Consider the following 26,637-nt stretch of genomic DNA (forward strand, 5'->3'; position numbering starts at 1 on the left):
CCATCCTTTCACGGGACCACACAGGTTGCGCCACTCCCTGTGGCCGCGCACACATGTCATCTGGACACCATGTGTTGCCCTGGATGTCACACACCCCAGGGAAATCCAGAACCAGTGGCGTGACCAGTGGCGTGACCAGTGGCGTGACCAGTGGTGTGCGTCACACCGGAACCGGGCGATCCTGAGGTACGCACCCAGACGGACCAGCGTCCCGCCGAGCGGCCCGCCGCACCGGAGACCGACCTGGGCTCCTGGTCCACGGGGTCGGCGGCACCACCCGAGAAGATGCCGGTGGTCCGCGCACGGTGCGGATCACCGGCGACGACACCGCCGCCGACTTCCGGCCTGCCGACGACACCGACGCCGAGTCCCGACCCGGCGACCACCTCGATCGGCCCCCTGGCCCACGCCCTGGAGCCCGGCCGCACCTCCCTGGGCAGCCCCGGCTTCCGGTACGGGCGCCGGACCGGCCGCGGCCGGAGCTTCCCGGGCAGCGGGCGCGACCGCGGTCGGCTGGTCAGGGGAGTTCGGGAAGATCCTCCGGGTACAGCAGGGTGAGGTCGTCGGTGCTCGGGTCCGCGAGCTGGGCGACCCGGCTCGCGTGCCGTTCCACCATCGCCTCGAAGGTCTGCCGGGCGGTACGGCCGTTGCCGAACGCGGGGCCCTTCGGGAGCACTGTGAAGTACTTCAGCAGCGCGTCACCGGCGCCCGGCGCCAGCCGGTACTCGTGTTCGTCGGCCTGCTGCTGCACGATCCGCAGCAGCTCCTCCGGACCGTAGTCGCTGAAGGTGATGGTCCGGGAGAACCGCGACGCCACACCGGGGTTGACCGAAAGGAACCGCTCCATCTCCTCCGTGTAGCCCGCGACGATCACCACGACGGAGTCCCGGTGGTCCTCCATCAGTTTCACCAGCGTGTCGATGGCCTCCTTGCCGAAGTCCCGCCCGGCGTCCTCCGGCGACAGCGCGTACGCCTCGTCGATGAACAGCACCCCGCCGTGCGCCCGCTGGAAGGCCTCCTGGGTGCGGATCGCCGTGGAACCGATGTGCTCGCCGACCAGGTCGACGCGGGACACCTCGACCAGGTGGCCCTTCTCCAGTACTCCGAGGGAGGCGAGGATCTCGCCGTAGAGCCGGGCGACCGTCGTCTTGCCCGTGCCGGGGGAGCCCGTGAACACCAGGTGACGCTTGACCGAGGCGGCCTTGAGACCGGCCTGCCGGCGGCGCCTGCCGACCTCGATCATGTCGGTCAGCGCACGGACCTCGCGCTTGACGCTGTCCAGGCCGACCAGCGCGTCGAGCTCGCCCAGCACGGCCTGGGAGGTCCGGGCCGGTTCCGCGGGCGCGGCCGGGGTGATGAGCGGCTCCTGCTCGGCGCTGCGCTGGCCGGGGATCGCGCCCAGCAGACCGGGGGACTGCTGCGAGGTCTGTACGGCGGTCTCGCGCGCCGCGGGCGGCCGCAGGCTGCCGCTCTCGTCGCTGGTGCAGTCCTCCACCACCGGGCCGGTGCCCGTCCCCGCGTCCGGACCGCCGTCCGCGAACTCGTAACCCCCGCGCGCACACCGCTCCGTACGGCACCTGCGCAGCGTCGTGCGGCAGCCGTCGATCACATGGAAGCCGTAGCCGCCGCTGCCGGTGACCCGGCAGTTCTCGAAGGTGCCGCGGCCCCCCGCCGACACGTAGAAGCCCGCCTCCGCCGGGGAGTCGACCGTGCACCGCTCGATCGTGGGGTCGGCGCCCTTGGTGACGATCACGCCGGTCTGGGTGCCGTCCACCGTGCAGTTGTTGAGGGTGCCGCCGCTGCCGTGATCGCGGAACCAGGCACCGGTGGCCGCGTCCCGGATCCGGCAGTCGTCGAGCTGCGCGGTGGCGCCGTCGCTCACCGACACCGCCGTGTTGCGCACCTGGGAGAGATCGCTGTCGACCACGTCCGCGCGGGAGCCGCGGTCCAGCACGAACAGGGCGTCCGGCACGTCGTGCACCCGGCAGGAGTCCAGCACCGCGGTGGCGCCGTCGCTGACCCACACCGCCGGATAGTCGCCGGTGCTGTCGAAGATCTCGCACTGGTTGGCGTCCACCCGGGTGCCCGGGTCCCACACCGACAGGCCGTTGCGCCCGAACTGCCGCACCGTCGTCCGGGTCAGCGTCAGCACCGACCGCGAGCGCAGATCGACCGCGTTCTCCGGGATGTCGTGGATCCGGCAGTCCGCGAGGGTCAGCACCGCGTCCGTGTCCAGCGTGACCCCGTCGGCGGTGGTGCGGTGCACGTCGCAGTCGGTGAGGTGTGCCGTCGCCCGCGCGCTGACCTGCACACCGGAGCCGCGCACCTCGTAGATCTCGCACCCCACGGCTTCCAGCGCGGAGCCCTCCCCGGTCGCCGTCATGCCCGTGCCCGACGCGTGGTGCACCCGGCAGCGCTCCAGCCGCGGGTGGCCGCCGCCGCGCACCGCCACGCCGGCCTGCCCGGCCGCCACGACCTCGCACTCCTCGAACACCCCGCCGCCGTCCAGTACGGCAATGCCGATGCCGGCCGGATTGTCGACGGTGCACCGCCGGACGGTCGGCCGGGCTCCGCCGCGCACTTCGATGCCGGCGGCGGACCTGGTGACGATCCGCACGTCCAGCAGCTCGGGCGTGCCCTCCTCGACCAGCAGCGCGGGCGCGGCCGCGTCCTGACCCTCGACATGCAGGTCCTGTACGACCGCCGAGGCGCGCACGGTCAGCGGGACACCGTCCACCGGGGCGATGCGCACCGATCCCGGCGAGCCCTCCGGACCGCGCAGCGTCACCGCGCGCTGGACGACGAGGTTCTCCCGGTAGGTGCCGGGTGCGACGGTGAGGACGTCGCCGTCGGCTGCGGCCTCCAGGGCGGCGGCGAGCGAGGCGTACTCACCTGTGCGGCGCCGCCACCGCGATGTGCCGGTGTGCGTCACCTGGACCGTGCCCTGTGCCATGGCGTTGCCGTGCCCCCACCTCGTCGTACAGATCGCCGGCTCGCCGTCGGGGCGGCCACCGTGGACGGTGCCCGGCCTCCTGTGGTCCGCTCGCGCGCGGGTCGATGCCGAATGCGCTTCGGCCGGTCCACCGTAGCGTGCGCCGAGGTGGTGGACCGACCAGAGACGGAAAGGCCGTCAGCTGCCCGTGCCTGCCTTGCCCCAGTCCGGGCCCGCCCGTTCCCAGGCCTGGTCCCACCGTGCGTACCTGCGACGGACCATACGCCAGACGATCATCCGTCTGACGCCGTCGACCAGTCCCGCGGTGAGCAACGCCGCGCCGAACCCGGCCAGCACGGCGTGCGTGGTGGCCGTCGCGGAGTCCAGCGGGCGGCCCGTGATGACGCCGTGCCGGTCCGCCCAGAGATCGAAGTGGTCGCCCTTGTGCGGGGAGGCGAGGGTCGTCAGGACCGGGCCGTGCCGCCGGGTGCCGTCCGGCGCGGTCCAGTCGGCGAGGACCCGGCTGCGGTTGTCGTGGGCGCTGGTGGCGTCGGGGTCGGGTTCCACCGGCGCGCCGCCGAGCCGGCGCACCACCGTGGCCAGGACGAGGTGCCGGTCGTGGTGCTGCTGCCGGACCGAGCGCTGGAGGGTGCCCTGGGCGGCGGCGCCGACGAACGAGCCGAGCACCGGCGCGGCCACCACGATCAGGACCAGAGTCACCAGGGCCACCCAGGCCTCGACCAGGTCGGTCGCGCGGCGCAGCGGGTTGTGCCGCCACCGCCACAGGCCGCGGATCGCTCGCACCGGCCACCACCCCCTTCCCGCTCCGTGATAACCCCGCCCGGCCCGTTCGCCCGAGCCGTCGGCCGAAGAGAGAGCGAAATCACCCCGGCCCAGGCCTCACACGAACGTCTCACGACCCCAACGACCGGGACGCGGGCGGGGGTTCCCGCGCGGTCGCGGAGATCGCCCGAGGCGCGGGGGCGACGCGGTCGGAGGCGGCCGGTGAGAGGTCGGTCGGGGTGCGGCCGGTCGGGGTGCGGCCGGTCGGGGTGCGGCCGGTTGGGGCGTGGGCCGCCCCCGCTCGGCCGTCGAGCCGTTCGGCCGCTGGAACCCTCGCCGCCGATGCGACTGGCCAACGGCGGCGCCCGGTCACCGACTTCGCCGGTCACCGACTTCGCCGGTCACCGACTTCGCCGGTCACCGACTTCGCCGGTCACCGACTTCGCCGGTCACCGACTTCGCCGGTCCGCCGACTTCGCCGGTCCGCCGACTTCGCCGGTCCGCCGGCGCCGTCGGTCCGTCGACGGGCCTTCGGAATCTCAGCCGAGGATCCGGACCGGGTCGCCCACCCGGATCGTGCCGGGGGAGTGCGGGACCAGGTTCTGGCCGAAGATCAGCTGGTTGCCGGATCTGCGGTGCCGTGCCAGTGTCCGCAGCGGCTCTCGGCCGCGCTCTGCGGTGGCCTGGTCGGTCGTGGTCACCACGCACCGCCCGCACCTCTTCGCGACCCGGAACTCCACCTCGCCGATGGCGATCCGGCTCCAGTCGTCCTCGGCCCAGGCCTGTGTGCCGCGCACGACCACGTTCGGCCGGAACCGGTTCATGGGCAGTGGGCCCTCGTCGGCGTGTTCCCCCTGCGCGATCAGGGCGTTGAGGGCGTCCAGCGACGCCTGTGCGGTGACCAGCAGGGGAAAGCCGTCGGCGAAGCTCACGGTCTCGCCCGGCAGCGCGTAGTGCGGGTCGACCGGGCGGCGGCTCGCGGGGGCGTCCATGTGGGCGAGGCGGACGTCGGCCTCCAGATACGCGCCGCACCACGCGTGTGCCGCGTCCGCCGCGAGGACCGCCTCCACCTTGGTTCCGAAGATGTCCACCGGCACCGTGCTCCCCGGCTGAGGGACCGGCACGGTCAAGGGCGGGCATCCGGGCGCGGACAGACGTACGCCGCCGCCGGGCAGCAGCTCGGCAGCGGCCAGCGCGAGGCGCGGCTGTTCCCGCTGGGTGACGACCTTTCCCCCGTCGTCGATCAGGACCCAGCGTCGGTCACCGGCCAGCCCCCAGGGCTCCACGGCGGCCTCCCGGGGCGAGAAGCCCCGGAGCGCCTTGACCGGATGAACGTGAATGGACTGCAGTTCGGCCTTCCCCATGACGCCATCGTGCCAGGCCGCACGGACATCGGGGGTGCCGATCAGTAGCCGCGGTACTGCTGTTGTTGCTGCTGGTTGTTGTACGGGTCCTGGTACGGAGCCGCCGGTGCGGGGCGCGGAGCGGCCGGGCGCATCGCCTCGTAACCCGAGCCGCTCATCATCGGCCGGGGCGGCTGCGGCTGCTGCGCGGGGTAGCCGCGCGGTCCCGTCGCCTGCTGGGGGATGTACGCCGTGGGCGCCTGCTGCAGCGGTGCGGGCTGCTGCATCTGCTGCGGGTAGCCATAGCCCGCGGCCGGCTGGGAGGGCCCCGCCGGGAGGGCGGGCAGAGCCGACGGCAGCGCGGGCAGGTTGCTGAAGCTGCTGGGCGCGTCGTAGGCGGGAGGGACCCGGATCGGGGCGATCTGCGGGGTGCCCCGCTCGGCCACGAGCGAGTCGTAGATCGGGGTGTCCGGGAAGGAGGCGGAGTAGTAGCCGCCGCCATAGGTGGAGCGGGGGGAGGTCATGGCACATAAGTTAAGCCCACGATGTGCTGGTTGGGGAGACCGATAAGAGGGTTGTTTTCCGTGTCGGCGGTGACGCTGGATCCCTAATCCGAGCGAACTCGGCAAAAAAGGACGGCAATCAGCGTTCTGATCGTGTAAAGGCCGAGTTCCGAGCCGGTTACCGCCAGTTGGCCAGGGATCTTGCTGTGCCGCTCATGGGTGATCCCTGTCCCCGGGAATAGGTTGTGCGGGTAGGGAAGATGCGGGACCGCCGGGACGCGCCCGGCATGCCGACACGCGATGGGGGCGGACATGTCAATGCCGAAAGGATCGAATACGCCGGTGCCGGCCACGGCCCTGCGTGTCGAATTGGGCCGGCGCTCCGGTCCGGGTGTCCCCGACGCGGACGCCTCGGCGCTGCTGCTGGTGGCCGGGAAGGTCCGCTCCGACGGCGACTTCGTCTTCTACAACCAGCCTGAGCACGCCTCCGGCGCGGTCCGCCACGAGGGCAAGCGGCGCTCGGGCGACCTGGTCACGGACACCCTTTTCGTCGACCTCGCGCACGTGGAGACCCCGATCGAGCGAATCGTCCTCGCGGCCTCGGCCGACGGCGGAACGTTCGGGCAGATCCCCGGCCTCTACATCGAGGTCCGGGACGCGGTGGACGCGCGCGTGGTCGCCCGTTTCGACAGCACCGGCGCCACGGTGGAGACCGCGTTCGTACTGGGGGAGTTGTACCGGCGTCAGGGCGGCTGGAAGTTCCGCGCGGTGGGACAGGGGTACAGCAGCGGGCTGGAGGGGCTCGCCACCGATTTCGGGATCACGGTGGACGAGCCGCAGCATCCGACGCCGCCTCCGATGCCGCAGCTCACCCCGTCGGACCCGGTCCCGGCCGGCCCCGCGGCCCCCGGTCCGCTCGCCCCGCCGCACCCCGCCGGCCCGGTCCTGCCGCAGCACCCGGCACCGGTCTCCCCCGGTCCGCAGCCCCCGCCGACCGCGCCCGTACGGCTGTCCAAGGTGACGCTCACCAAGGCGGCGCCCTCCGTCTCGCTGGCCAAGCAGGGCGGCACCTCGGGGGCGTTGCGGGTCAACCTCAACTGGCAGGTCCGCAAGCAGCTCCCCGGCTGGGGCGGGCGGCCCGGCGGATCGGGCGCCCTCGACCTCGACCTGTGCGCCCTGTACGAACTCGCCGACGGCCGCAAGGGCGTCGTCCAGGCGCTGGGCAACGCCTTCGGCTCCGTGAACCGGCCGCCGTACATCCATCTCGACGGCGACGACCGTACCGGCGCCGTGTCGAGCGGCGAGAACCTCACCGTCAACCTCGATCACACCCGGGACTTCCGGCGCATCCTGGTCTTCGTGACCATCTACCAGGGTGCCTCCTCCTTCGCCGACCTGCACGCCACGGTCACCCTCCAGCCCCAGCACGGCGCCCCGGTCGACTTCTCCCTGGACGAGTGCACGGTTCCCTCGACCGTGTGCGCGCTGGCCCTGCTCACCAACACGGGCGGCGACCTCGTCGTGCGGCGCGAGGCCCGCTATCTGGTCCCGGAGCGCGGAGTCAGCCCCCAGCGGACCGTCGACCGCGCCTACGGCTGGGGGATGAACTGGACGCCCGGCCGCAAGTGACCCACCGGACGGTCAGCCTTCGTCGGCGACCGTGTCCGGACGCGCGTACGTGCGGCCCTTCCAGGCGGCGCCGCGCCCCCGGTAGTGCTGCACCGCCGAGTCGACGGTCATGAGGAGGTAGAGGAACGCGGTGAACGGCAGCAGGGGAGCGAGCCGGAGCGGCTGCCGGTAATAGCGGAGCATCGGCACATACGTCGCGGTCATCACCAGCCAGGCCGCGGCGCCGAGGAGCACCGCCGCCGGGTCGCCGGCGACCGCCCCCGCCGCCACCGCCGCCGGCGGCACCAGGTACACCAGCGTGAGACCGGCGACCGTGCCGAGCAGCAGCAGCGGGTTGTGCCGCAGTTGCGCGTAAGCGCTGCGCGAGACCATCCGCCACAGGTCGTGCAGGCGCGGATAGGGACGCACGCTGTTCACCCGGTCGGCGAGCCCCAGCCAGATGTGCCCGCCGGTGCCCTTCACCGCGCGGGCGAGCGCCACGTCGTCGATCACGGCGTGCCGGACGGCCTCCGGGACGCGTGCCCGCGCCGCCGCGTCGGTGCGCAGCAGGACGCAGCCGCCCGCCGCTGCCGCCGTGCGCGACCCCTTCCGCCCGATCCGCCGGAACGGGTACAGCTGGGCGAAGAAGTAGACGAAGGCCGGCACCACGAGCCGTTCCCACAGGCTCGCCACACGCAGCCGGGCCATCTGCGAGACCAGGTCGAAGCCCCCGGTGCGGGCGGCCGCCACCAGCAGCCGCAGGCTGTCCGGCTCGTGCGCGATGTCGGCGTCCGTCAGCAGCAGGTACTCGGGGTCACGCGCGCGTGCCAGGGTCATGCCGTGCCGCACCGCCCACAGCTTGCCCGTCCAGCCCGCCGGCGGTTCGCCGGGCGAGGTCACGGTCAGCGGCAGCCCGCCGTGGCGCGCGGACAGCTCACGGGCCAGCTCGCCGGTGCCGTCGCTGCTGCCGTCGTCGACCAGGAACACCTCCGCCCGCCCCGGATAGTCCTGCGCCAGCAAGGACGGCAGACTCAGGGGCAGCACGGCCGCCTCGTCGCGGGCCGGGACCACCACGCACACGTCCGGCCACCGGGCGGGCTCGCGCAGGGGCGGCAGCCGGACGTCGGTGCGCCAGAAGAAGCCCTGGCAGAGCAGCAGCCAGAGCCAGGCGGCCAGCGATACGGCGGTAATCCACGCGATGGCGCTCACCCGCGCAGTCTGCCCCATGGGGCCTGCTCCCAACGGCCCATCGTCTATCGTGGCCGGGTGAAGATCGCGCTCATCGACTCCGGAATCGGCCTGCTGGCGGCCACCGCAGCGGTACGACGGCTGCGCCCCGACGCCGATCTCGTCCTCTCCTTCGACCCCGCGGGCATGCCCTGGGGTCCGCGCACCCCCGAGGGCGTCACCGAGCGCGCCATGGCCGTCGCCGAGGCCGCCGCCGCCCGCCGGCCCGACGCGCTGATCATCGGCTGCAACACCGCCACCGTGCACTCCCTGCCCGCGCTCCGCGCCCGCCTGGAGCCCGGCATCCCGGTCATCGGCACGGTCCCGGCGATCAAGCCGGCCGCCGCCGGCGGCGGCCACGTCGCCATCTGGGCGACCCCCGCCACCACGGGCAGCGCCTACCAGCGGGGCCTCATCGAGGACTTCGCCGGCGGCGTGCCGGTCACCGAGGTGCCCTGCTGGGGGCTGGCCGAGGCCGTCGAGCATGCCGACCGGGCCGCCATCGACGCCGCCGTGACGGCGGCGGCCCGGCTCACCCCCGACGACGTGACGACCGTGGTCCTGGGCTGCACCCACTACGAACTCCTGGCGGAACGCATCCGCGCCGCCGTCCAGCGCCCGGGCGCCGCCCCTCTGGCCCTGCACGGCTCCGCCGGTGCGGTGGCCGCCCAGGCGCTGCGCCGGATCGGTGCGCAGCCGGCGCCCGACGCACCGGCCACCGGCACGGTGACCGTGCTGCTCAACGGCCGCGAGGGCGACCTGCCGCAGGCCGCGCTCGGCTACGCCGAGGCCCGCCTGCTCCGCGCGGCCAGTCCTGCCGCCTCCCCGTGACGCCTGCGCGGCAGCGGACACCGCCGATGTGAGCAGTCACCCTCCGCGACGCGGTACCCGCGCAGCGAAACCTGAGTAGTCTCGTAGACATGAGGGACCACCCCCGCGACCCCTCTCCGGACAAGGGCGCCTCGCACCCGGACGTCTGGACGGGGCGCGCCACGAACCGGGTCCAGTGGCTGCTGGCGCTGGTCGGCGCGGCCTGCATGGCGCTCGGCATCGAACTGGCCGTGGACTCCGCCTGGACCTCGGGGGTCGCCCCGCTGGTGATGTCGGTCGTCGGCTGCATCGCGGCCGGACTGCTGGTCCTCTTCGGCACCCTCGCCTTCGTGCATGTCGACCTGAAGCTCGACCGGGAGTGCCTGGAGATCCGCTGCGGACACATAGGAGTACCGCGTCGGCGTATTCCGCTCTCCCATGTGGTCGGCGCCGACTTCTCAGCGCAGATCACGCCGCGCCACTGGGGTGGCTGGGGCTACCGCTGGCGCCCCGAGAAGGGCACGGCCGTCGTCGTCCGCCGTGGCGAGGGCATCGTCCTGCGCCTGTGGGACGGCCACACCTTCACGATCACCGTGGACAACGCCGAGTCGGCGGTGCGCGTCATCAGGGAACGCCTGCGGACGATCACACCGGGCACCGCGCACTGACGCAGGCCGCACACATGGGCTCGGCGTACTGACGCAGGCCGCACACATGGGCTCGGCGTACTGGCGCAGGCCTCACACATGGGCTCGGCGCACCTGAGTCCGCGCCGTTCAGCCCCCGGGGCGACTGCCCGGCGCCCCCGCCTCCCAGGGGCGTGCCGTCGCCAGGCCCGCGAGCAGGCCCGCCCCCGCCGAGACCGTCGCTCGCGCGGGAACCGTGTGATTCATCCATCCCGAGACCGCGCTGTCGACCACAAAGTCAACCGCCGTACACTCCCCGAGTGACCGTCACCGCAACTTCCGTGGACCCGTCGGACCAGCTCACGCCGCGTCCCGCGCCCCGCGCACGCGCCCTTCGGCTGCTCCGCCGCCTGGTCCCGGCCGCCGCCTCCGCGCTCAGCGGAGTGCTGCTGTACGTCAGCTTCCCGCCGCGCACCCTGTGGTGGCTGGCCCTGCCCGCCTTCGCCGGACTGGGGTGGGTGCTGCGCGGCCGCTCCTGGAAGGCGGCGCTCGGTCTCGGCTACCTTTTCGGGCTCGGCTTCCTGCTGCCCCTGCTGGTGTGGACGGGTGTGGAGGTCGGCCCCGGGCCGTGGCTGGCGCTGGTGGCGATCGAGGCGATCTTCGTCGCACTGGTCGGTGTGGGTGTGGCCGCCGTCTCCAAGCTGCCGGGCTGGCCGGTGTGGGCGGCCGCCCTGTGGATCGCGGGCGAGGCCGCACGCGCGCGCGTGCCCTTCCGCGGCTTCCCCTGGGGCAAGATCGCCTTCGGCCAGGCGGACGGGGTCTTCCTGCCGCTGGCCGCGGTGGGCGGCACCCCGGTGCTGGGTTTCGGCGTCGTCCTGTGCGGGTTCGGTCTGTACGAGGCGGTGCGGATGGCCGTCGAGGGCCGGCGTACCCGCGAGCTCCGGCGGGGAGCGGCGGCCGCGGCCCTGCTGAGCGTGGCCGTGCCGGTGGTGGGCGCCATCGCCGCGCGGACGCTGGTGAGCGACAAGGCCGAGGACGGCTCGGTCACCGTCGCGGCCATCCAGGGCAACGTGCCGCGCGCGGGCCTGGACTTCGCCTCCCAGCGGCAGGCGGTGCTCGACTACCACGTGAAGGAGACGCTCAAGCTGGCCGCCGACGTCAAGGCGGGCAAGGTCGCCAAGCCGGACTTCGTGCTGTGGCCGGAGAACTCCTCCGACGTCGACCCCTTCGCCGACGCCGACGCCGCCGCCGTGATCGACGAGGCCGCCAAGGCGATGGGCGTGCCCGTCTCGGTCGGCGGGGTGGTCGAGCGGGACGGCAAGCTGCTCAACGAGCAGATCCTGTGGGACCCGGTCAAGGGCCCGACGGCGACGTACGACAAGCGGCAGATCCAGCCCTTCGGTGAGTACCTCCCGCTGCGCGGACTGGTCGGCGCCATCAACAAGGACTGGACCGGCATGGTCCGCCAGGACTTCAGCCGGGGCGCCAAGCCCGGCGTGTTCGACATCGACGGCACCAGGGTCGGCCTCGCGACCTGCTACGAGGCCGCCTTCGACTGGGACGTGCGGGACACCGTCACGCACGGCGCCGAGATGATCTCCGTGCCGAGCAACAACGCCACCTTCGACCGCAGCGAGATGACCTACCAGCAGCTCGCCATGTCCCGGATCCGCGCGGTCGAGCACAGCAGGACCGTCACCGTGCCGGTGACCAGCGGCGTCAGCGCGATCATCATGCCGGACGGGAAGATCACCCAGCGGACCGGCATGTTCGTGCCCGCCTACCTGGTCCAGAAGGTACCGCTGCGGACCTCCGAGACGCCCGCCACCCGGCTGGGCATCCTGCCCGAGATCGCGCTGGTGCTGGTCGCGGCCGGCGGGGTCGGCTGGGCGATCGGGGCCGGGATGCGCGGTCGGCGCGCCGGTGACGCGTAGCCGTACACCCGCTGTACGCCCCGTGGCTGTGGCTGTGGCTGTGGCTGTGGCTGTGGCTGTGGCTGTGGCCGTGGGCCGGGAACCGGACGGTTAGGGTCGGCTCATGGCTACTCCTGACTTCATCCGCACGATCCGGGCCACCGCGGGGCACCAACTGCTCTGGCTGCCCGGGATCACCGCCATCGTCTTCGACGACGACGGCAGAGTGCTGCTGGGCCGCCGCACCGACACCCGTAAGTGGTCGGTCATCGGCGGCATTCCGGAGCCCGGGGAGCAGCCCGCGGCCTGCGCGGTGCGCGAGGTCTTCGAGGAGACGGCGGTACGCTGCGTCGCCGAGCGGGTGGTCCTGGTCCAGGCGCTGGAGCCTGTCACCTACCCGAACGCGGACGTCTGCCAGTACATGGACATCACCTTCCGCTGCCGCGCCGTCGGCGGCGAGGCCCGCGTGAACGACGACGAGTCACTGGACGTGGCCTGGTTCGACGTGGACGCCCTGCCGGAGCTGAACGAGTTCGGGGTGTTCCGGATCAAACAGGCCATGTCGGATGCACCCACATGGTTCGACCCTACGGCTTTCAGCTGAAGTATGTGTGCTGACGCTATGGGGGAGTGGGTGGGTGCCCCCTAGGGTCGACCCATGAGTTCGCCCAGCACCCCCACCGCCCCCGCCCTCGACCTGCACGGTCGCACCGCCCTCGTCACCGGTGCCGCGGGCGGCATCGGACGGGCCTGCGCCCTGCGTCTCGCGGCGGCCGGGGCCCGCGTCAGAGCCGTCGACCGGGACGAGCCGGGGCTGGCCGAACTCGTCGACCTCGCCGGGCGCACCCCGGGCCCCACGGGCGACGGCGCCGTCGAACCGTACGTCCTCGACCTCACCGACCTGGACGCGGCCGAACGCGCCGCCGCCGGCACCGACGTCCTCGTCAACAACGCGGGCCTCCAACTGGTGCGTCCCATCGAGGAGTTCCCGCCGGACGTCTTCCACACCGTGCTGACCGTGATGCTGGAGGCCCCGTTCCGGCTGATCCGGGGCGCGCTTCCGCACATGTACGAACAGGGCTGGGGGCGGATCGTGAACGTGTCCTCCGTCCACGGGCTGCGCGCCTCCGCCTACAAGTCCGCCTATGTGGCCGCCAAACACGGTCTGGAAGGCCTGTCCAAGACGGCGGCGCTGGAGGGAGCACCCCATGGGGTGACCTCGAACTGTGTGAACCCGGGCTATGTGCGCACCCCGCTGGTGGAGAAGCAGCTCGCCGACCAGGCCCGCGCCCACGGCATCCCCGAGGAGCGGGTCCTGTCCGAGGTGCTCCTGACCGACAGTGCCGTCAAGCGGCTCGTCGAACCGGAGGAGGTCGCCGAGGCCGTGGCCTACCTGTGTGCCCCCCAGGCGTCCTTCGTCACGGGCACCTCGCTGGTGCTCGACGGCGGCTGGACGGCCCACTGACGGACCGGGCGCCCGTCGGCCCCGAGTTTTCCACAGGCCCGACGGGCCCGAGCGGCGATGCGGAATCCTGTGACCATGTCTCGCGATCACGTGCAGTCCGTCCGGCGGCCGGCCCCGGCTCCGGTGGCCGGCGCCCTCGATCTGGGCGCCGACGTCCTGGGGGGCGCCGAGCCGGCGTACCTCGAACTGCTGGCCAGGGGCGCCTCGGCGGAGGCGTACGAGCAGCCGGTGCTGCTGGCCCGCGCCGAGAACCGGCCGCCGGAGCGGATCGCCGCCCTGGAGCGGGCCAAACTCCTCGCGCTGCGGGTGCGCGCGGAGCTGGAGGGCAGACGCCGCCGCGAGGCCGAACTGTCCGCCCTGTTCGAGACCGCCCACGACCTGGCAGGACTGCGGGACGTGGACGCCGTGCTCCAGGCCATCGTCCAGCGTGCCCGTTCCCTGCTCGGCACGGACGTCGCCTACCTGAGCCTGAACGACCCGGAGCGCGGTGACACCTACATGCGGGTCACCGAGGGTTCGGTCGCGGCCCGCTTCCAGCAACTGCGGCTCGGCATGGGGGAGGGGCTGGGCGGACTCGTCGCACAGACCGCGCGGCCGTACGTCACCGACGACTACTTCAGGGACGACCGCTTCCGGCACACGCTCTCCATCGACGCCGGGGTGCGCGACGAGGGCCTGGTCGCCATCCTCGGCGTGCCGCTCATGCTGGGACCGCACGTCATCGGGGTGCTGTTCGCGGCGGACCGGCGGGCACGTGTCTTCGAGCGGGAGCAGATCGCGCTGCTCGGCTCCTTCGCCGCGCTCGCCGCGGCCGCCATCGACACGGCGAACCTGCTCACCGAGACCCGCTCGGCCATGACCGGCCTGGAACGGGCCAACGAGATCATCAAGGACCACAGCGCGGCCGTCGAACGCGCCTCGGACATCCACGACCGGCTCGCCGAACTCGTGCTGCGCGGCGGCCAGGTCCACGACGTGGCCGCCGTCGTCTCCGAGGTCCTCGGCGGCACGGTCGAGTTCACCGACGCCGCCGACCCCCGGTCGCTCACGACGTCGCGCACGGAGGGGCACGCGGTACGGCACGGCGACGACTGGATCGCCGCGGTCGCCGCGGGCGGCGAACTCCTCGGCGCGCTGGTGCTGCGCGGCCGCCCCGGCCTCGACCCCGTCGACCAGCGCACCCTGGAGCGTGCTGCGATGGTCACCTCACTGCTCCTGCTCGCCCGACGCTCCGCTGCCGAGGCCGAACAGCGGGTGCGCGGCGAACTGCTGGACGACCTGCTGGACGCCCGCGCCCGCGAGCCGCGCCAACTGCGCGACCGAGCCACCAGGTTGCACGCCGACCTGGACGCCACCCACGTCGTGCTCGCCGCCCGCCCGGACGGCCCGGCGGCCGATGCCGAGGCGGAGGCGGCCGCCCGCCGCCGGCTGTGGTCGGCGGCCTCCCGTCTCGCCGCCGCCCGGCACGGCCTCGCCGCCGCCCGGGACGGCGGCACCGTCCTGCTGCTGCCGCTGGGCCCCGGCGACACGGCCACCGAGCTGGCCCGGCGCACCGCCCGCCACCTCGGCAGCGCCGTCCGCCAGCCGGTGACCGTCGGTGCCTCCGGCCCCGTCGCCGACCTCGCCTCCCGCCCCGACACCGTGGCCGTCGCCTACGCCGAGGGCCGCCGCTGCCTCGACGCGCTGCATGTCCTGGGCCGGGCCGGAGACGGCGCCGCCGCCGAGGACTTGGGATTCCTCGGCCTGCTCCTCGCCGGTGAACGGGACGTCGCCGCGTTCGTCACGCGCACCATCGGCCCGGTCGTCGCCTACGACACGCGGCGCGGCACGGAACTGGTGCGCACCCTCGACGCCTACTTCGCCTGCGGAATGAGCCCGGCCCGCACGAAGGACGAGCTCCACGTCCACGTGAACACGGTGGCCCAGCGGCTGGACCGGGTGGCCCGACTGCTCGGCGACGACTGGCAGAGCCCCGCCCGCGCCCTGGAGATCCAGCTCGCCCTGCGCCTGCACCGGCTGGGGGCGCGGCCGGAGCGCCGCTGACCCCGGCGGGACCAGCGGCGCGGGCTCAGCGGACCGACTCCTCCTCATGACCGTCGAGTCGGCGGTGCAGCCGCGCACGTGGCTTCGACCATCGGCGGCGGACTCGGCACGGGGAGCCGCGGACAGGCGAACTAGGCGAGCTCCGACCTGCCGGGAAGGATCAGCGCCGAGTCCGTGTGGAGCGTCATCCGCACCGGTGTGAAGGTGGTGGCGTGCACCGGTGACACACCGGTTCCGGTGCCGCGGGCGTAGCGTGGGTGGGCGCCTCCGCTGATCTGCCAGCGGATGCGGTGTCCGGCGAGGAAGCGGTGGGCGGTGGCGCTCATCGCCACGGTGACCTCCGAGGCCGCCCGGTCGGCCGTCCGGAGCCGGCTGAACCCGTCACAGATGTTGACGGAGCGGCCGTGGGGGTCCACGTCGCACAGGCGGGTGAAGACGTCGGCGTGTCCGGTGTCGGTGGAGACGCTCAGCCGGGCGGAGACCGGGCCCAGGATGTCCAGGTGCTCCGTCAGCGGCGGGCCGGTGAAGGTCAGGACGTCGTCCCGGGCCTCCAGGGTGGCGTTGTTCCGGGTCCCGGCGGTGCGCGAGAGCAGTGCGCCGCCAAGGGAGGGGGTCGGGTCGGCCGGGTGGTAGCGGAACGCCGCCACGGGTGCGCGGCCCGTGGGAGGCTGCTGGGTGAGATGCCCGCCGGGGACGGGGTACCACGAGGTGGTGGTCGCGGCCGGGGGCCAGTCGGCGAGGTCCCGCCAGGCGTTCTCGCCCCCCATGTGCACACGCACCGCGGTGGGACGCAGGCCGGAGGGGGCGGCGCACAGGTGGGCGCGCAGCCACGCGAGGCTCTCCGTGAACACTTCCGGCCAACCCTGCTGCAGGGCGGACGTGTGGGTCCAGGGACCGACGAGCAGGGCGGTCTCACATCCGGCGCGCCGCAGCCGGTCGTACTGCTCGAAGGTCTGGTCGGCCAGTGCGTCGTGCCAACCGGTGATCAGAACCGTGGGCACACAAAGCCGTTCCGCCGACGCGGCCGGCGACGCGCCCTGCCAGTAGGCGTCCTCGGCGTCCGGATGTGTCATCACGTCGTCCAGCCAGGGCAGTTCGGTGCCGAAGGCGGACCGGTACGCCCCGAGCAGGGGCTGCGCGGTGGTGATGTCGCGCAGGTGGCGCTGCAGCCGCAGCGTCGCCTTGAGGAACGGTGCCATGCCCTGGTGCTGGTAGGTCATGCCCAGGCCCACGGCGAGGGCGTTCTCCAGGCGCAGCGCACCGTCCGCGTGGAACAGGGCGTGGGGGTCGTGCAGCCCGACCTGCACCACCATCGCCTTGAGTTCGGGCGGCGGGTCCAGGGCGAGGGCCCACTGCACGTAGCCCAGGTAACTGGGGCCGACCGTCCCCAGTGTTCCGTCGAACCAGGGCTGTTCGCGCAGCCAGGACACCGTGGCCTGGCCGTCGGCGGCCTCGTTGCGCCACAGATCGAACGCGCCGCCGGAACCTCCGGTGCCGCGGCAGCTCTGCAGGACCACGTGGAAGCCCTGTTCGGCGAAGAGCAGGCCGTACTGGGGCGACCACGGCAGGCCACGGCCGTAGGGCGAGCGGACCAGAAGGGTGGGGAAGTCGCCGTGGGCGCGCGGGAAATAGTGGTCCGTGAGCAGCGGGCTGCCGTCGGCGGCCGGCACCGACAGACCCGGCTCCCATCCGGCCTCGTGCCGTCTCGCCGGCAGACCCCGCCAGGTCGCTCTCATCATCCGCGAGGACAGCGGCGGTTTGCCGGCGGGCGGCACCCAGGTCGATCCGGTCACGGCGTCGGGCGTGCGTGAAGGCATCGTGCCCCTCCTCTATTCTCGTACGTGGTACGAGAATAGAGGATGCTTGGATGACCTCGGCAACAGTCGACCCGACAAACAGGGCAAGGAGCGCGAGGTCGTGTCCAGTGACGGAAAGTCCGGTGCCGAGAGCGTCGACCCCGAACAGCTCTGGCTGCCTCCCGCCGAGCCCCGCAGGGGCCGCAGGCCCTCCTTCAGCCGGCAGGCGATCACCGCGGCGGCCGTCGCGGTGGCGGACGCGGAAGGACTCGACGCGGTCACCATGCGGCGGGTGGCCGCCGAGGTCGGAGCGGGCGTCATGTCGCTCTACAGCTACGCACCCGACAAGGAGACGCTGCTGGAACTGATGGTCGACCACGTCAGCGGCGAACTCACGCTCCCGGACCCGCTCAGCGGCGACTGGCGCGCCGACCTGAAGACCGTCGCCCGACTGCAGCGCGCCCACATGCTGCGCCACCCCTGGCTGCCCGCCGCCCTGTCCACCCGCCGCGTTCCGGGCCCCAACACGCTGGCCTTCCTGGAGCGCGTGCTCGCCGTCCTGCGGCCCACCGGGCTGGACGGTGCGGCGAAGCTGGAGGTCTTCGCCCAGATCACCGCGTTCGTGGCCGGGCACGTCGCCCATGAGATCGCGCAGGCCGACGTCACACGATCGCCGGAACGGGCCGCGGCCGAGGCCCGCTATCTCGCGGCGGTCGCCGCCGACGGCCGCCACCCGGAACTCGCCGAAGCCCTGTCCGCTCCCGGGCGTCCCCTCACGCCCGACGCCACCTTCACCCGGTTCCTCAACCGCCTGGTCGACGGCCTCGACACCGACTGACGCCATGCGGCGGTGACGGCCGTGCCGCTCGCGGCACAGATCTGTTTCCGGTAGTCCCGGCCCATGCCGTGACCGAGCGCGCTCGGCTTGAGGCTGTCGGTGATCGGATGGACAGTGTGAGTCATGAACCGGCACCGGCACCGGCAGCCATCACGGCGGGCTCCCTGGATCGCGGGAGGGGCGGCCGTGGTCGCCGTGGGGGGCGGCCTGGCGGCCTGGGCTCTGCTGTCGTCCGGAGGCGGCGGAACCGCCCCGCACGCGACACCGTCACGCTCGGTCACGGTGTCGCCGTCGACGTCGAGCCCCTCCCCGTCCCCTTCGCCGCGGCCGTCGGCCCCGCGGCCGTCGGCCCCGAGTCCGTCCGCCCCGTCGACGCCGCGTCCCCCGCTCACCCCCGCGCCCCGGCCGACCGGGGTGGTACCGCCGTTGCCGACCGCCATCGGGCCGACGCCCCGCCCGGCGATCCCGTTTCCCCCACTCCCGCTCCCCACGCCGACCACCAAGACGGCACCGGCCCCCACGCCGACGCCCAGACCGCCCGTGACCCCACGCCAGCCGGTCCCGCCCTCGCCACCTCCACCCTCCGCGTCGGCCACGACGACGCGGCCGGTCCCGCCTCCGCCCCCGCCCTCCGCGTCCGCCACGACGACGCGCCCGGTCCCGTCCCCGCTCCCGCCTTCGCCGTCCGCCACGACGGCGCGGCCGACGGCACTTCCGCCTCCGCCGTCCCTCATGACAACACGCCCGGCCCCGACCCCGCCTTCGCCGGCCCCGACCCCGCCGTCCCCCACCACGACGCGGCCGAGCCCGCCCCCGCTCACCGCGCGGCCTTCGCCGACACCAGGGCCCATCACTCCGGTCCCGACGATCCCCGGCACCGGTCCGGTGACGACCACCTGGGTCACGTCGTCCCAAGCCGTGGCGGCCGCCAAGCGGATGGCGGCTGCCCATGCGGTCGGCGACCCGGCCTGCTCGCTGTCGGCCGTGGGGCAGCCGAACCCTGGCCTCGTGCCGCACGTCCGGCGTATCGGCATCGGGCACTACGGTGACTACTGGTGCCTGATCTGGTAGCCCGCCAAGGGCGTCGAGCGGGGCGTGCCGGACCGGTCCGACGGCGACGCGTTCACCCGAACGGGCGACCGGCCGTCCGCGGATCCCGTGCGGCCCCCGCGGCCCGGCGGGTGATGACCGGCGGACTCACTGTCCGCGCCCCCGTTGGCCGGCGACCATGCGCAGGGTCGGTTCGTTGCGGAGCCTCGTGAAGGTGACGACCAGAGCGGCGGCCTGAACCAGAGCGCAGGCCAGGATGACGGTGCCGAGGCGCGATGGCGGGGTGAGCGCCACGAGGACGCCCGCCGCGGGGAAGGGCAGCAGCAGGAGGAGCATCGTCAGGGAGAGCGTCGCACCGAGCGCCGTGGTGGGGATGATCAGCGAGCGCACCGTGCGCAGCACGACCGTGAGGCCGCCGTCTCCCGCCATGAAGATCGAAATCAGGACGGTGTAGGAGGCGAACGACGGAGCCTGGGTGAGGGCCAGGCACGCGGCGGACGCGAGAGTCGCGGAGACCATGCCCACGCCCCAGAGGTCGATGCGGCTCAGCACGAGTCGGCAGCACGTGATGGCCAGCAGGGTGGCCACGGCGGCGGCGGACCACATGGCGCCGACGTCGGCGGAAGAGCGCCCGAGGGTCTCCACCACGATCACCGGGCTGGCGGACTGCAGCAGTCCGAGCGCGAGGTTGGAACAGGCCAGCCCGGCCACCAGCCAGCCCAGGGCGGGCAGCTTCAGCAAGGTACGCAGGCCGAGGCGCAGCGCGCTGTCATGTCCCGCGGCCTCGGCGCGTGCGGCGCGCAGCGGGGTCGGCGGAGTCTGCAGGCCGAGCACGGCGGCGACCAGGGACACCGCGCTCAGGCACCCGAGCATCCACCCCGGTCCCGCCAGGAGAAGGAAGCCGGCGAGCAGCGGACCCATGACCGTGGCCGTCTGGTCGATGCCGACGAGGACTGCCTGTATCCCCTGCGGCCGGGCTCGGTCCCGGCGGGTGACGATCGCTCCGACGGCCTCGTTGGCGACGAAACCGAACTGGGAGAGAGTGCCGGTCACGGCTGCCAGGACCAGGACCACCGCGGTCTCGGCGGTGCCCCGTGGAAGCACGAACAGGGCGACCGCCGCGACCGCCACCACCGTGGCCCGGCTGAGCGAGGCGATGAAACAGACGATCGCGGCACCCCGGCGGTCCACCGCGTTGCCGGCCGGGACGAACGCCGCGATCCGCGGAGTCCACTCCAGCGCGAACGCCAGGCCGGTCAAAGAGGCGGAACCGGTAATTGTCAGGACCAGGAGAGGCATGGCGTACGTCGCCATGGAGAATGCCAGCGCGTCACACGCGCGCGGAGCATATATCCGCCGAAAAAGACTGCCGGACGGAATGGCGGCATGCCGACCGACGGGCCGGTCCTCGCGCACGGTGATGGCCACGAAAGAGGGAGACTTTCGATGAGATGTATCGGGAGGGAACGGTGAGGTCCCGGTCACCTGCGTGGAAATGCATGTGTGGAATGGACCAGGCTGCGGCAGATGCTCGTGAGGGCTGTTCTATGCAGTCCGTGGTGGCCCGGGTCGCATCCGCGCTCGGCACGCGACGCACCAAGGACACCTGGCCTCCGCTCTGAGGAAGAAAGGGGAAACGGCGCGCGGGCAGCGGCAGTTGACGGCTGAACTATACCGCTCTCAGGTGAGGGGGTGTATACGGCGTGGGGCCCTGTCGGAGAAAAGTGTCATGCCCTTCTCGGGCCGCCTTTCCGTCGTCTGTGCCGCGCTTCAGGCCGATACACCTGGTCTGTGGCGGTTGTGTCCGTATCCGGTCGGACGCTCGGCGGCTCGCCCGGGACCTGTTCGTTTCCGTGCCGACTCCTGGGGTCGGAATTCACGGAGAAGCGCAGGTCCCGACGCCGAGCGGACCAGCCGCCGTCCCCTGTCCCGAGGTCCCGACGAGGCCCGCGCCGGCGCCGTGGGCGGACGGGCGCGGGTCGCGGCACCGGTCGTGAAGGGCGCGCGCCTTGCCTACACGGCGTGTCGGGCGCACGCTGGTGGCATGAGCGTTCCCGAGGGCCCCACGCTCATCATGTCCGTGCAGCGTGCCTTCCGGCTGCTGGAGGCGGTGAGCGCGCACGAGAACGGCGCGCCCGCGAAACAGCTGGCGCGGGAGACGGGGCTGCCCCTGGCCACCGCCTATCACCTGCTGCGGACGATGGTCCACGACGGGTATCTCCGGAAACTGGCCGACGGCGGCTTCGTCCTCGGTGACAAGGTGCAGACGCTGCACACCTCGGGTCACACCCAGGCGCTGCTCAGCCGCGTGCGGCCGGCGCTCGCCGCACTGCGCGACGAGCTGACCACCGCCACCTACCTGACCTTCTACGAGGGCGGCGAGATCAGTGTCGCCGAGATCGTCGACGGCCCTCGGGCGCCCCGCGTCGACCTCTGGGTGGGATTCGAGGACGCGGGACACGCCACCGCGCTCGGCAAGTCCGTCCTGCGCGAACTGGACGAGGAGTCCCGCCGCGACTACCTCTCCCGGCACGATCTCGCCGACCTGACGCCGCGGACCATCACCAGTCTCCCCGAGCTGCTCCGGAACATCGACTCCTCGCCCCTGGCGCCGGCCGTCACGGACCTCGAGGAGTACGCGCTGGGCACGGTCTGTGTCGCCGTCCCCGTGTACCGCGGCGAGGTGCTCGGCTCGCTCGGCGTCTCCCTCCCGGCGGAGCGGCTCTCCCGCCTGCCGGAGGTCCGGGGCCGGCTGCTCCTGACGGCGGACCGCGTGACCAGAGGCCTCTCGCTCACTATCTGAAATCCCGCTCCTTGTGGCTCGCCGACCGAACCCTTTTGCTGGATGAAACGGATAAGTCGGGCTTAGGGCCCGTACAGGTGAGGATTGCGGTCACAGACATGAGGCAGGCGCGAGACCATGGTGGCAACCACTGGCCGTTGCGGTCGCTCAGGAAACCAGGGGCCGGCCCGGGGGCACCGGCCCCCAGGCGTGCCGCCTCGCAACTGGCCGCCGGAATGCCGGTGGCCCCGGTTCTGATCGTCTCCTGCGTCGCGCTCGTCGACATCTGCGTCGGCTCGGGGATGTTCTGGCTGCCGCTGCTGGCCGCCGGACCCGCCCTGGCGGCCAGCACCAACGGCCCCCGGGGCGTCCTGTGCGTGGGATCCCTCGCGGCGGTGCTCGGCACGGTCCTCGGCGCCAGGCAGGGCGGCCGGGGACACGAACTGGCGGCCGTGATCGCCGCGCTGCTGGCCGTCACCCTGGCGAGCACCCTGGCCAGCGCGTTGCGCGGGCGCCGCGAACGGGTGCTCGCCGCCGTCCGCTCGGTCGCGGAGGCCGCCCAGCACGCCGTCCTCAAGCCCATCCCGCAGACCGTCGGCCCGTTCCAGGTGGCGGTCCGCTACAGCGCGGCGGCGGCCGAGGCCCGGATCGGCGGTGATCTCTACGCCCTGGTGTCCACCCCGCACGGGGTCAGGCTGATCGTCGGTGACGTACGCGGCAAGGGGCTGCCGGCGGTGGAGATCGCCGCACTCGTCCTCGGCGTCTTCCGCGAGGCCGCCTACGACGAGCCCGATCTCCTCGCCGTCGTCGGCAGGATCGAACGGAGCCTGGCGCGCAACCTCGGGCCCGACGACTTCGTCACCGCGGTGGTCGTCGGACACCCGGGAACCGGGCAGCTGGAGATGGTCAACTGCGGACACGCGTCGCCCCTGCTGATATCCCGGTGCGGGGAGGTCGTCGCGGTCGAGGCAACCCGTCCCGCTCCGCCCCTGGGCCTGCGCGCCCTCGTCGCCGAGCCCCCCTGCCTGGAGACCCTGCCCTTCTCCGAGGGCGATCAGTTGCTGCTCTACACCGACGGCGTCATCGAGGCCCGCGACCGCGACCGCGCGTTCTACCCGCTGGCCGAGAGGGTGGCCCGCCATGTGTCCGACGAGCCGGAGCAGGTCCTCTCCGCGGTCCACGACGAACTGCTGGCCCATGTGGGCGGCCGCCTGCACGACGACGCGGCTCTGCTCCTGCTCCGCATGCAGGCCGCGGGCGAGCAGGTCCTCACCGCACCGCAGGCACAGCGGAAGACCGCCCTGGAACCGGAGGTCCAGGGCGGTCAGGAAGGTCAGGACGGGGGCGGGGCCGACGCCGGGGTGCCGTGCGACCCGGCCGCCGCCGGCACGAGCGGGCCGGCCGGACGGACCAGAACCGTGCTCTCGGCGGTGACCGGCCGCTGACCGGACGACGTCCCCTCGGATCGCACCGGGTGATCGCCGGGCGTCGTGCGTCGGGTCACACCGCGACGAGATCGGCCCACCGGGTGACCGCACCCGAACGCGTCTCCACGCCGTAACGGGTCGCCAGCGCGTGGACGATCTCCTCGCCCCGGCCGTGCTCGTCCGGGTCGATGCCCGCGGGCGGCTGTCCCGCCGTACGCGCGGGTCCCGCGTCGGTGACCTCGATGCGCAGGGTGCCGAGTCCGCCGTCCCGCTGCCACGAGAGCCGCAGCACCGCCGGGGGCAGCGCATGGACGATCGCGTTGGTGAGCAGTTCCGACACCACCAGCAGCGCGTCCTCGACGACGTCGGGGGACACCTTCCAGGCAGCCAGGACCGCGCCCGCGCGCCGCCGTACGTCCGGTACGGCACCGGCGACGGGCGGCATCGGGAAGACGTGTTCGCTTGTCCCCCGCACCCGCGTGTTGAGCTGTACCGCCATCTCGTGTCTCCAGGGGTCCGTGTCACCGGCCCGGCATCTCGTGCCTCGGCACGTTGCCAGGCCTCCATGCACGCTAGGGACCGGCGCCGGGCCGGTCAATGAATGGCGGTCGGCATTACCGAACGCCGCCCTCCCCTCGCGTGTCAGGGCGCATCGAGCCCGTACGGCAGACCGCCCCGGACGGTAATAAGCTCGCTTCATGACCGGTCCGGTCCAGTCGATCGAACGGGCGGCCGCGATTCTGCGCCTGCTCGCCGGTGGGCCTCGCCGACTCGGGCTCGGGGAGGTGGCGGCTTCTCTCGGGCTGGCCAAGGGAACCGCGCACGGCATCCTTCGCACGCTCCAGCACGTGGACTTCGTGGAGCAGGACGCGGCTACCGGGAAATACCAGCTCGGAGCCGCTCTGCTGCATCTCGGCACGAGCTACCTGGACGTCAACGAGCTGCGGTCCCGGTCCATCAACTGGGCCGACGCACTGGCCGCCCGCAGCGGGGAGGCCGTACGCCTGGGCACCCCCCTGGAAGGCATGGTCCTGGTCGTGCACCACGTGTTCCGGCCGGACGACACCCTCCAGACCCTGGACGTGGGTGCGCTGCTGCCCCTGCACGCCTCCTCGCTGGGCAAGGTGCTGCTCGCCTACGGGACCGCGCCCCTGGACTCCGCCGTGGAATCCGGGCTGGAGGCCTACACCCGGCACACCCTGGTCACCGAGGCACAGCTCACCCGGGCACTCGCCGAGGTCCGGGAACAGGGCTGGGCGGTCGAGAACCAGGAGATGAGCATGGGCGAGGCGGGGCTCGCGGTCCCGATCCGGGGGCACGGCGGCCTGGTCGTGGGCGCCATCGGGCTGTCCGGGCCGGTCGAGCGGATCTGCGACGGCCAGGGGCGCCCCCGGCCCAGCCTCGTCACACTGATCCGGGAGGCCGCACGGGCGATCTCCAGAGACCTGGGCGCCGCACGCTGGTAGGCGCCGGCTTCCTCCGCGACCCATCGGAAGGCGGACCCGATCATGGTGGAGCGTTATGTGATGGCCATCGATCAGGGCACAAATTCCACGCGCTGCATCCTGTTCGACCAGGGCGGCCGACTGGTCTCCGTCGCGCAGCGCGAACACCAGCAGCACTTCCCCAGGCCCGGCTGGGTCGAGCACGACGCCGTCGAGATCTGGAACAACGTGCGACGCGTGGTCTCCGAGGTGCTGACCGGCTCCGGTGCGACGGTCGACGGGTCGCGGATCGCCGCCATCGGCCTGGCCAACCAGCGGGAGACGACGGTGCTCTGGGACCGCCGCACGGGCACCCCGCTCGGCCGGGCCCTCGTCTGGCAGGACACGCGCACGGCGCCGCTGGTCGAGGAGTTCAGGCGGCGGCCCGGCGAGGAGTTCTTCCTCGACCGGTGCGGCCTGCCGCCCTCCACCTACTTCTCGGCGCTGCGGATCCGCTGGCTGTTCGACCACGTCAAAGGCCTGGAAGAGCGCGCCAAGGACGGCGAGGTGCTGTTCGGCACCATGGAGAGCTGGCTCGTCTGGAACCTCACCGGAGGCGCCGACGGCGGTCTGCACATCACCGACGCCACCAACGCCAGCCGCACCATGCTGATGAACATCCACACGCTCGGCTGGGACGAGGAGCTCCTCGCGTTCTTCGGCGTGCCCCGTCCGATGCTCCCCGAGATCCGGCCCTCCGCGGAGACCTACGGGGAGGCCCGCGCGCTGCTTCCCGGGGTCCCCATCACGGCGGCGCTCGGCGACCAGCAGGCGGCGCTCTTCGGCCAGACCTGCTTCTCCCCGGGCGAAGCCAAGTGCACCTACGGAACGGGCAGCTTTCTGCTGCTCAACACCGGTACCGATGTCGTACGGTCCCGGCACGGACTGCTCACGACGGTCGCCTACCAGATCGGGGACCGGCCGCCGGTGTACGCCCTGGAGGGGTCGATCGCCGTCACCGGGGCGCTGGTCCAGTGGTTCCGCGACCGGCTGGGACTGATCAGCAGCGCGCCGGAGATCGAAACGCTCGCGCGGACCGTCGAGGACAACGGGGGCTGCTACATCGTCCCCGCCTTCTCCGGCCTGTTCGCGCCCCGCTGGCGCAGCGACGCGCGCGGCGTCATCGTCGGCCTCACCTCCTACATCACCAGCGGGCACCTGGCCCGAGCCGTCCTGGAGGCCACCGGCTGGCAGACCCGCGAGGTCGTCGACGCCATGAACGCCGACTCCTCGGTGGCCCTGAAGGAGCTGAAGGTGGACGGCGGCATGACGGCGGACAACCTGCTCATGCAGTTCGTCGCCGACGTGCTCGACGTGCCCGTCGTCCGGCCCATGGTCTCCGAGACGGTGTCCCTGGGGGCCGGCTACGCCGCCGGGCTCGCCGCCGGCTACTGGTCCGACCTGGAGGTCCTGCGCCGCAACTGGCACCCGGCCGCCCGCTGGCTGCCGGCCATGGACCCCGGCCACCGGGAGTCCGAGTACGACAACTGGCAGCGGGCCGTCGAACGGTCACTGGGCTGGATCACCTCGCCCGGGGCCCGCTGAGTGACGCCGGTCCGCCGATGAGCCGGTGCGAGGCGCGGATGGACTTCCCCTTTCGGATGGCTGGAATAATGGGCGGGTCCGCTCGCCTCTCCGGGGGTACCGGCCGGAGTTCTGCATAAAATAGGACAGGCGGTGGGCTGTTAGTCGTTCTAATGGTCCGTTGTGTGGGCTTTCTGGCCTGTCCCGTATCTCGTGAGAAAGAGTGAGGCGGCTTACTGTTGCGGGCAGGTAGATTTCTCCGGGCGGATGTGCCGAAGGAAACGGTCGGTATTCGACGACGCCGGGAATGGCATGGAAAAATCCGAAGACATTCTCACCACCGGGGAATTGCTGACCGCCATCATGGTGCTGGTGACGGCAGGGCTCCCACGAGCGTCCGGGCAGACGCCGGGAAGTCCCCCGCCGCAGGCGCAAGGCAAGAGACAGACGCACCGCCCGGAGGGAACCCGTCATGCCGCCCGC

General features: G+C 72.8%; 21 protein-coding genes. 13 read left to right on the forward strand and 8 right to left on the reverse strand.

What is annotated here, in order from left to right:
• Nucleotides 1–517 precede the first annotated feature (517 nt).
• From AB0M11_RS19500 to AB0M11_RS19515, 4 genes are all read right to left on the reverse strand, one after another.
• Entirely contained in the window at nucleotides 518–2,953 is a 2,436-nt protein-coding gene (locus AB0M11_RS19500) for a right-handed parallel beta-helix repeat-containing protein (protein WP_365707011.1), read from the reverse strand.
• Between the two features lie 177 nt (nucleotides 2,954–3,130).
• Nucleotides 3,131–3,736 (reverse strand): hypothetical protein, encoded by a 606-nt coding sequence (locus AB0M11_RS19505; protein WP_365707013.1) that lies wholly within the window; start codon nucleotides 3,734–3,736, stop codon nucleotides 3,131–3,133.
• 518 nt (nucleotides 3,737–4,254) lie between these two features.
• Nucleotides 4,255–5,079 (reverse strand): MOSC N-terminal beta barrel domain-containing protein, encoded by an 825-nt coding sequence (locus tag AB0M11_RS19510; protein WP_365707015.1) that lies wholly within the window; start codon nucleotides 5,077–5,079, stop codon nucleotides 4,255–4,257.
• A gap of 41 nt (nucleotides 5,080–5,120) precedes the next feature.
• Nucleotides 5,121–5,582, reverse strand: a complete 462-nt coding sequence (locus tag AB0M11_RS19515) for a DUF6643 family protein (protein WP_365707016.1) — start codon at nucleotides 5,580–5,582, stop codon at nucleotides 5,121–5,123.
• Nucleotides 5,583–5,861: 279 nt separating this feature from the next.
• Between AB0M11_RS19515 and AB0M11_RS19520 the strand changes: the two genes are divergently transcribed.
• Nucleotides 5,862–7,190: a TerD family protein gene (locus AB0M11_RS19520; RefSeq protein WP_365707018.1), complete on the forward strand. Its 1,329-nt coding sequence runs from the start codon at nucleotides 5,862–5,864 to the stop codon at nucleotides 7,188–7,190.
• A gap of 12 nt (nucleotides 7,191–7,202) precedes the next feature.
• On the opposite strand, the gene AB0M11_RS19525 is transcribed toward AB0M11_RS19520, so the two are convergent.
• Nucleotides 7,203–8,396: a glycosyltransferase gene (locus tag AB0M11_RS19525; RefSeq protein WP_365707020.1), complete on the reverse strand. Its 1,194-nt coding sequence runs from the start codon at nucleotides 8,394–8,396 to the stop codon at nucleotides 7,203–7,205.
• Nucleotides 8,397–8,435: 39 nt separating this feature from the next.
• Between AB0M11_RS19525 and AB0M11_RS19530 the strand changes: the two genes are divergently transcribed.
• From AB0M11_RS19530 to AB0M11_RS19555, 6 genes are all read left to right on the forward strand, one after another.
• Nucleotides 8,436–9,227, forward strand: a complete 792-nt coding sequence (locus AB0M11_RS19530) for an aspartate/glutamate racemase family protein (protein WP_365707022.1) — start codon at nucleotides 8,436–8,438, stop codon at nucleotides 9,225–9,227.
• An 89-nt stretch (nucleotides 9,228–9,316) separates the two neighbouring features.
• On the forward strand, nucleotides 9,317–9,874 hold the full coding sequence (locus AB0M11_RS19535; protein ID WP_365707024.1) for a hypothetical protein: 558 nt from the start codon (nucleotides 9,317–9,319) through the stop codon (nucleotides 9,872–9,874).
• 278 nt (nucleotides 9,875–10,152) lie between these two features.
• Nucleotides 10,153–11,766 (forward strand): apolipoprotein N-acyltransferase, encoded by a 1,614-nt coding sequence (gene lnt, locus AB0M11_RS19540; RefSeq protein WP_365707026.1) that lies wholly within the window; start codon nucleotides 10,153–10,155, stop codon nucleotides 11,764–11,766.
• A gap of 103 nt (nucleotides 11,767–11,869) precedes the next feature.
• Nucleotides 11,870–12,349 carry an NUDIX domain-containing protein gene (locus tag AB0M11_RS19545; RefSeq protein ID WP_365707028.1) on the forward strand — a complete coding sequence of 160 codons (480 nt, stop codon included), beginning with the start codon at nucleotides 11,870–11,872 and terminating at the stop codon, nucleotides 12,347–12,349.
• A 54-nt stretch (nucleotides 12,350–12,403) separates the two neighbouring features.
• Entirely contained in the window at nucleotides 12,404–13,210 is an 807-nt protein-coding gene (locus tag AB0M11_RS19550; RefSeq protein WP_365707030.1) for a 3-hydroxybutyrate dehydrogenase, read from the forward strand.
• Between the two features lie 75 nt (nucleotides 13,211–13,285).
• Nucleotides 13,286–15,253, forward strand: coding sequence for a GAF domain-containing protein (locus AB0M11_RS19555; RefSeq protein ID WP_365707032.1), 1,968 nt, complete (start codon nucleotides 13,286–13,288; stop codon nucleotides 15,251–15,253).
• A gap of 131 nt (nucleotides 15,254–15,384) precedes the next feature.
• Here the strand turns inward: AB0M11_RS19555 and AB0M11_RS19560 are convergent, their stop codons facing one another.
• The gene (locus AB0M11_RS19560) at nucleotides 15,385–16,989 is read right to left on the reverse strand and encodes a CocE/NonD family hydrolase (protein ID WP_365707127.1); all 1,605 of its coding nucleotides are present in this window, start codon (nucleotides 16,987–16,989) and stop codon (nucleotides 15,385–15,387) included.
• Between the two features lie 181 nt (nucleotides 16,990–17,170).
• On the opposite strand from AB0M11_RS19560, the gene AB0M11_RS19565 reads away from it, so the two are divergent.
• Nucleotides 17,171–17,887, forward strand: a complete 717-nt coding sequence (locus tag AB0M11_RS19565) for a TetR/AcrR family transcriptional regulator (RefSeq protein ID WP_365707034.1) — start codon at nucleotides 17,171–17,173, stop codon at nucleotides 17,885–17,887.
• 885 nt (nucleotides 17,888–18,772) lie between these two features.
• Complete coding sequence (locus AB0M11_RS19570; RefSeq protein ID WP_365707036.1) at nucleotides 18,773–18,958, forward strand: hypothetical protein; 186 nt, start codon at nucleotides 18,773–18,775, stop codon at nucleotides 18,956–18,958.
• A gap of 126 nt (nucleotides 18,959–19,084) precedes the next feature.
• Here the strand turns inward: AB0M11_RS19570 and AB0M11_RS19575 are convergent, their stop codons facing one another.
• Nucleotides 19,085–20,365, reverse strand: a complete 1,281-nt coding sequence (locus AB0M11_RS19575; protein ID WP_365707038.1) for an MFS transporter — start codon at nucleotides 20,363–20,365, stop codon at nucleotides 19,085–19,087.
• A 616-nt stretch (nucleotides 20,366–20,981) separates the two neighbouring features.
• On the opposite strand from AB0M11_RS19575, the gene AB0M11_RS19580 reads away from it, so the two are divergent.
• Nucleotides 20,982–21,740 carry an IclR family transcriptional regulator C-terminal domain-containing protein gene (locus AB0M11_RS19580; RefSeq protein ID WP_365707040.1) on the forward strand — a complete coding sequence of 253 codons (759 nt, stop codon included), beginning with the start codon at nucleotides 20,982–20,984 and terminating at the stop codon, nucleotides 21,738–21,740.
• A gap of 215 nt (nucleotides 21,741–21,955) precedes the next feature.
• Nucleotides 21,956–23,164, forward strand: a complete 1,209-nt coding sequence (locus AB0M11_RS19585) for a PP2C family protein-serine/threonine phosphatase (RefSeq protein ID WP_365707129.1) — start codon at nucleotides 21,956–21,958, stop codon at nucleotides 23,162–23,164.
• 55 nt (nucleotides 23,165–23,219) lie between these two features.
• Here AB0M11_RS19585 and AB0M11_RS19590 read toward each other — a convergent pair whose 3' ends face one another.
• Nucleotides 23,220–23,645 carry an ATP-binding protein gene (locus AB0M11_RS19590; RefSeq protein WP_365707042.1) on the reverse strand — a complete coding sequence of 142 codons (426 nt, stop codon included), beginning with the start codon at nucleotides 23,643–23,645 and terminating at the stop codon, nucleotides 23,220–23,222.
• A 199-nt stretch (nucleotides 23,646–23,844) separates the two neighbouring features.
• Between AB0M11_RS19590 and AB0M11_RS19595 the strand changes: the two genes are divergently transcribed.
• Complete coding sequence (locus tag AB0M11_RS19595) at nucleotides 23,845–24,612, forward strand: IclR family transcriptional regulator (RefSeq protein WP_365707044.1); 768 nt, start codon at nucleotides 23,845–23,847, stop codon at nucleotides 24,610–24,612.
• A 42-nt stretch (nucleotides 24,613–24,654) separates the two neighbouring features.
• A complete protein-coding gene (glpK, locus tag AB0M11_RS19600; protein ID WP_365707046.1) occupies nucleotides 24,655–26,175 on the forward strand; it encodes a glycerol kinase GlpK in 1,521 nt (506 codons plus the stop codon).
• Nucleotides 26,176–26,637 lie beyond the last annotated feature (462 nt).

The sequence above is a fragment of the Streptomyces sp. NPDC051987 genome, from assembly GCF_040680735.1.
In the GTDB taxonomy this organism is placed as follows: domain Bacteria; phylum Actinomycetota; class Actinomycetes; order Streptomycetales; family Streptomycetaceae; genus Streptomyces.

Coding starts and splice junctions, on each gene's coding strand:
- AB0M11_RS19500 (WP_365707011.1), bottom strand. CDS start 2,953: ATGGCACAGGGCACGGTCCAGGTGACGCACACCGGCACATCGCGGTGG.
- AB0M11_RS19510 (WP_365707015.1), bottom strand. CDS start 5,079: ATGGGGAAGGCCGAACTGCAGTCCATTCACGTTCATCCGGTCAAGGCG.
- AB0M11_RS19515 (WP_365707016.1), bottom strand. CDS start 5,582: ATGACCTCCCCCCGCTCCACCTATGGCGGCGGCTACTACTCCGCCTCC.
- AB0M11_RS19520 (WP_365707018.1), top strand. CDS start 5,862: ATGGGGGCGGACATGTCAATGCCGAAAGGATCGAATACGCCGGTGCCG.
- AB0M11_RS19525 (WP_365707020.1), bottom strand. CDS start 8,396: ATGGGGCAGACTGCGCGGGTGAGCGCCATCGCGTGGATTACCGCCGTA.
- AB0M11_RS19535 (WP_365707024.1), top strand. CDS start 9,317: ATGAGGGACCACCCCCGCGACCCCTCTCCGGACAAGGGCGCCTCGCAC.
- AB0M11_RS19545 (WP_365707028.1), top strand. CDS start 11,870: ATGGCTACTCCTGACTTCATCCGCACGATCCGGGCCACCGCGGGGCAC.
- AB0M11_RS19550 (WP_365707030.1), top strand. CDS start 12,404: ATGAGTTCGCCCAGCACCCCCACCGCCCCCGCCCTCGACCTGCACGGT.
- AB0M11_RS19555 (WP_365707032.1), top strand. CDS start 13,286: ATGTCTCGCGATCACGTGCAGTCCGTCCGGCGGCCGGCCCCGGCTCCG.
- AB0M11_RS19560 (WP_365707127.1), bottom strand. CDS start 16,989: ATGAGAGCGACCTGGCGGGGTCTGCCGGCGAGACGGCACGAGGCCGGA.
- AB0M11_RS19580 (WP_365707040.1), top strand. CDS start 20,982: ATGAGCGTTCCCGAGGGCCCCACGCTCATCATGTCCGTGCAGCGTGCC.
- AB0M11_RS19585 (WP_365707129.1), top strand. CDS start 21,956: ATGCCGGTGGCCCCGGTTCTGATCGTCTCCTGCGTCGCGCTCGTCGAC.
- AB0M11_RS19590 (WP_365707042.1), bottom strand. CDS start 23,645: ATGGCGGTACAGCTCAACACGCGGGTGCGGGGGACAAGCGAACACGTC.
- AB0M11_RS19595 (WP_365707044.1), top strand. CDS start 23,845: ATGACCGGTCCGGTCCAGTCGATCGAACGGGCGGCCGCGATTCTGCGC.
- glpK (WP_365707046.1), top strand. CDS start 24,655: ATGGTGGAGCGTTATGTGATGGCCATCGATCAGGGCACAAATTCCACG.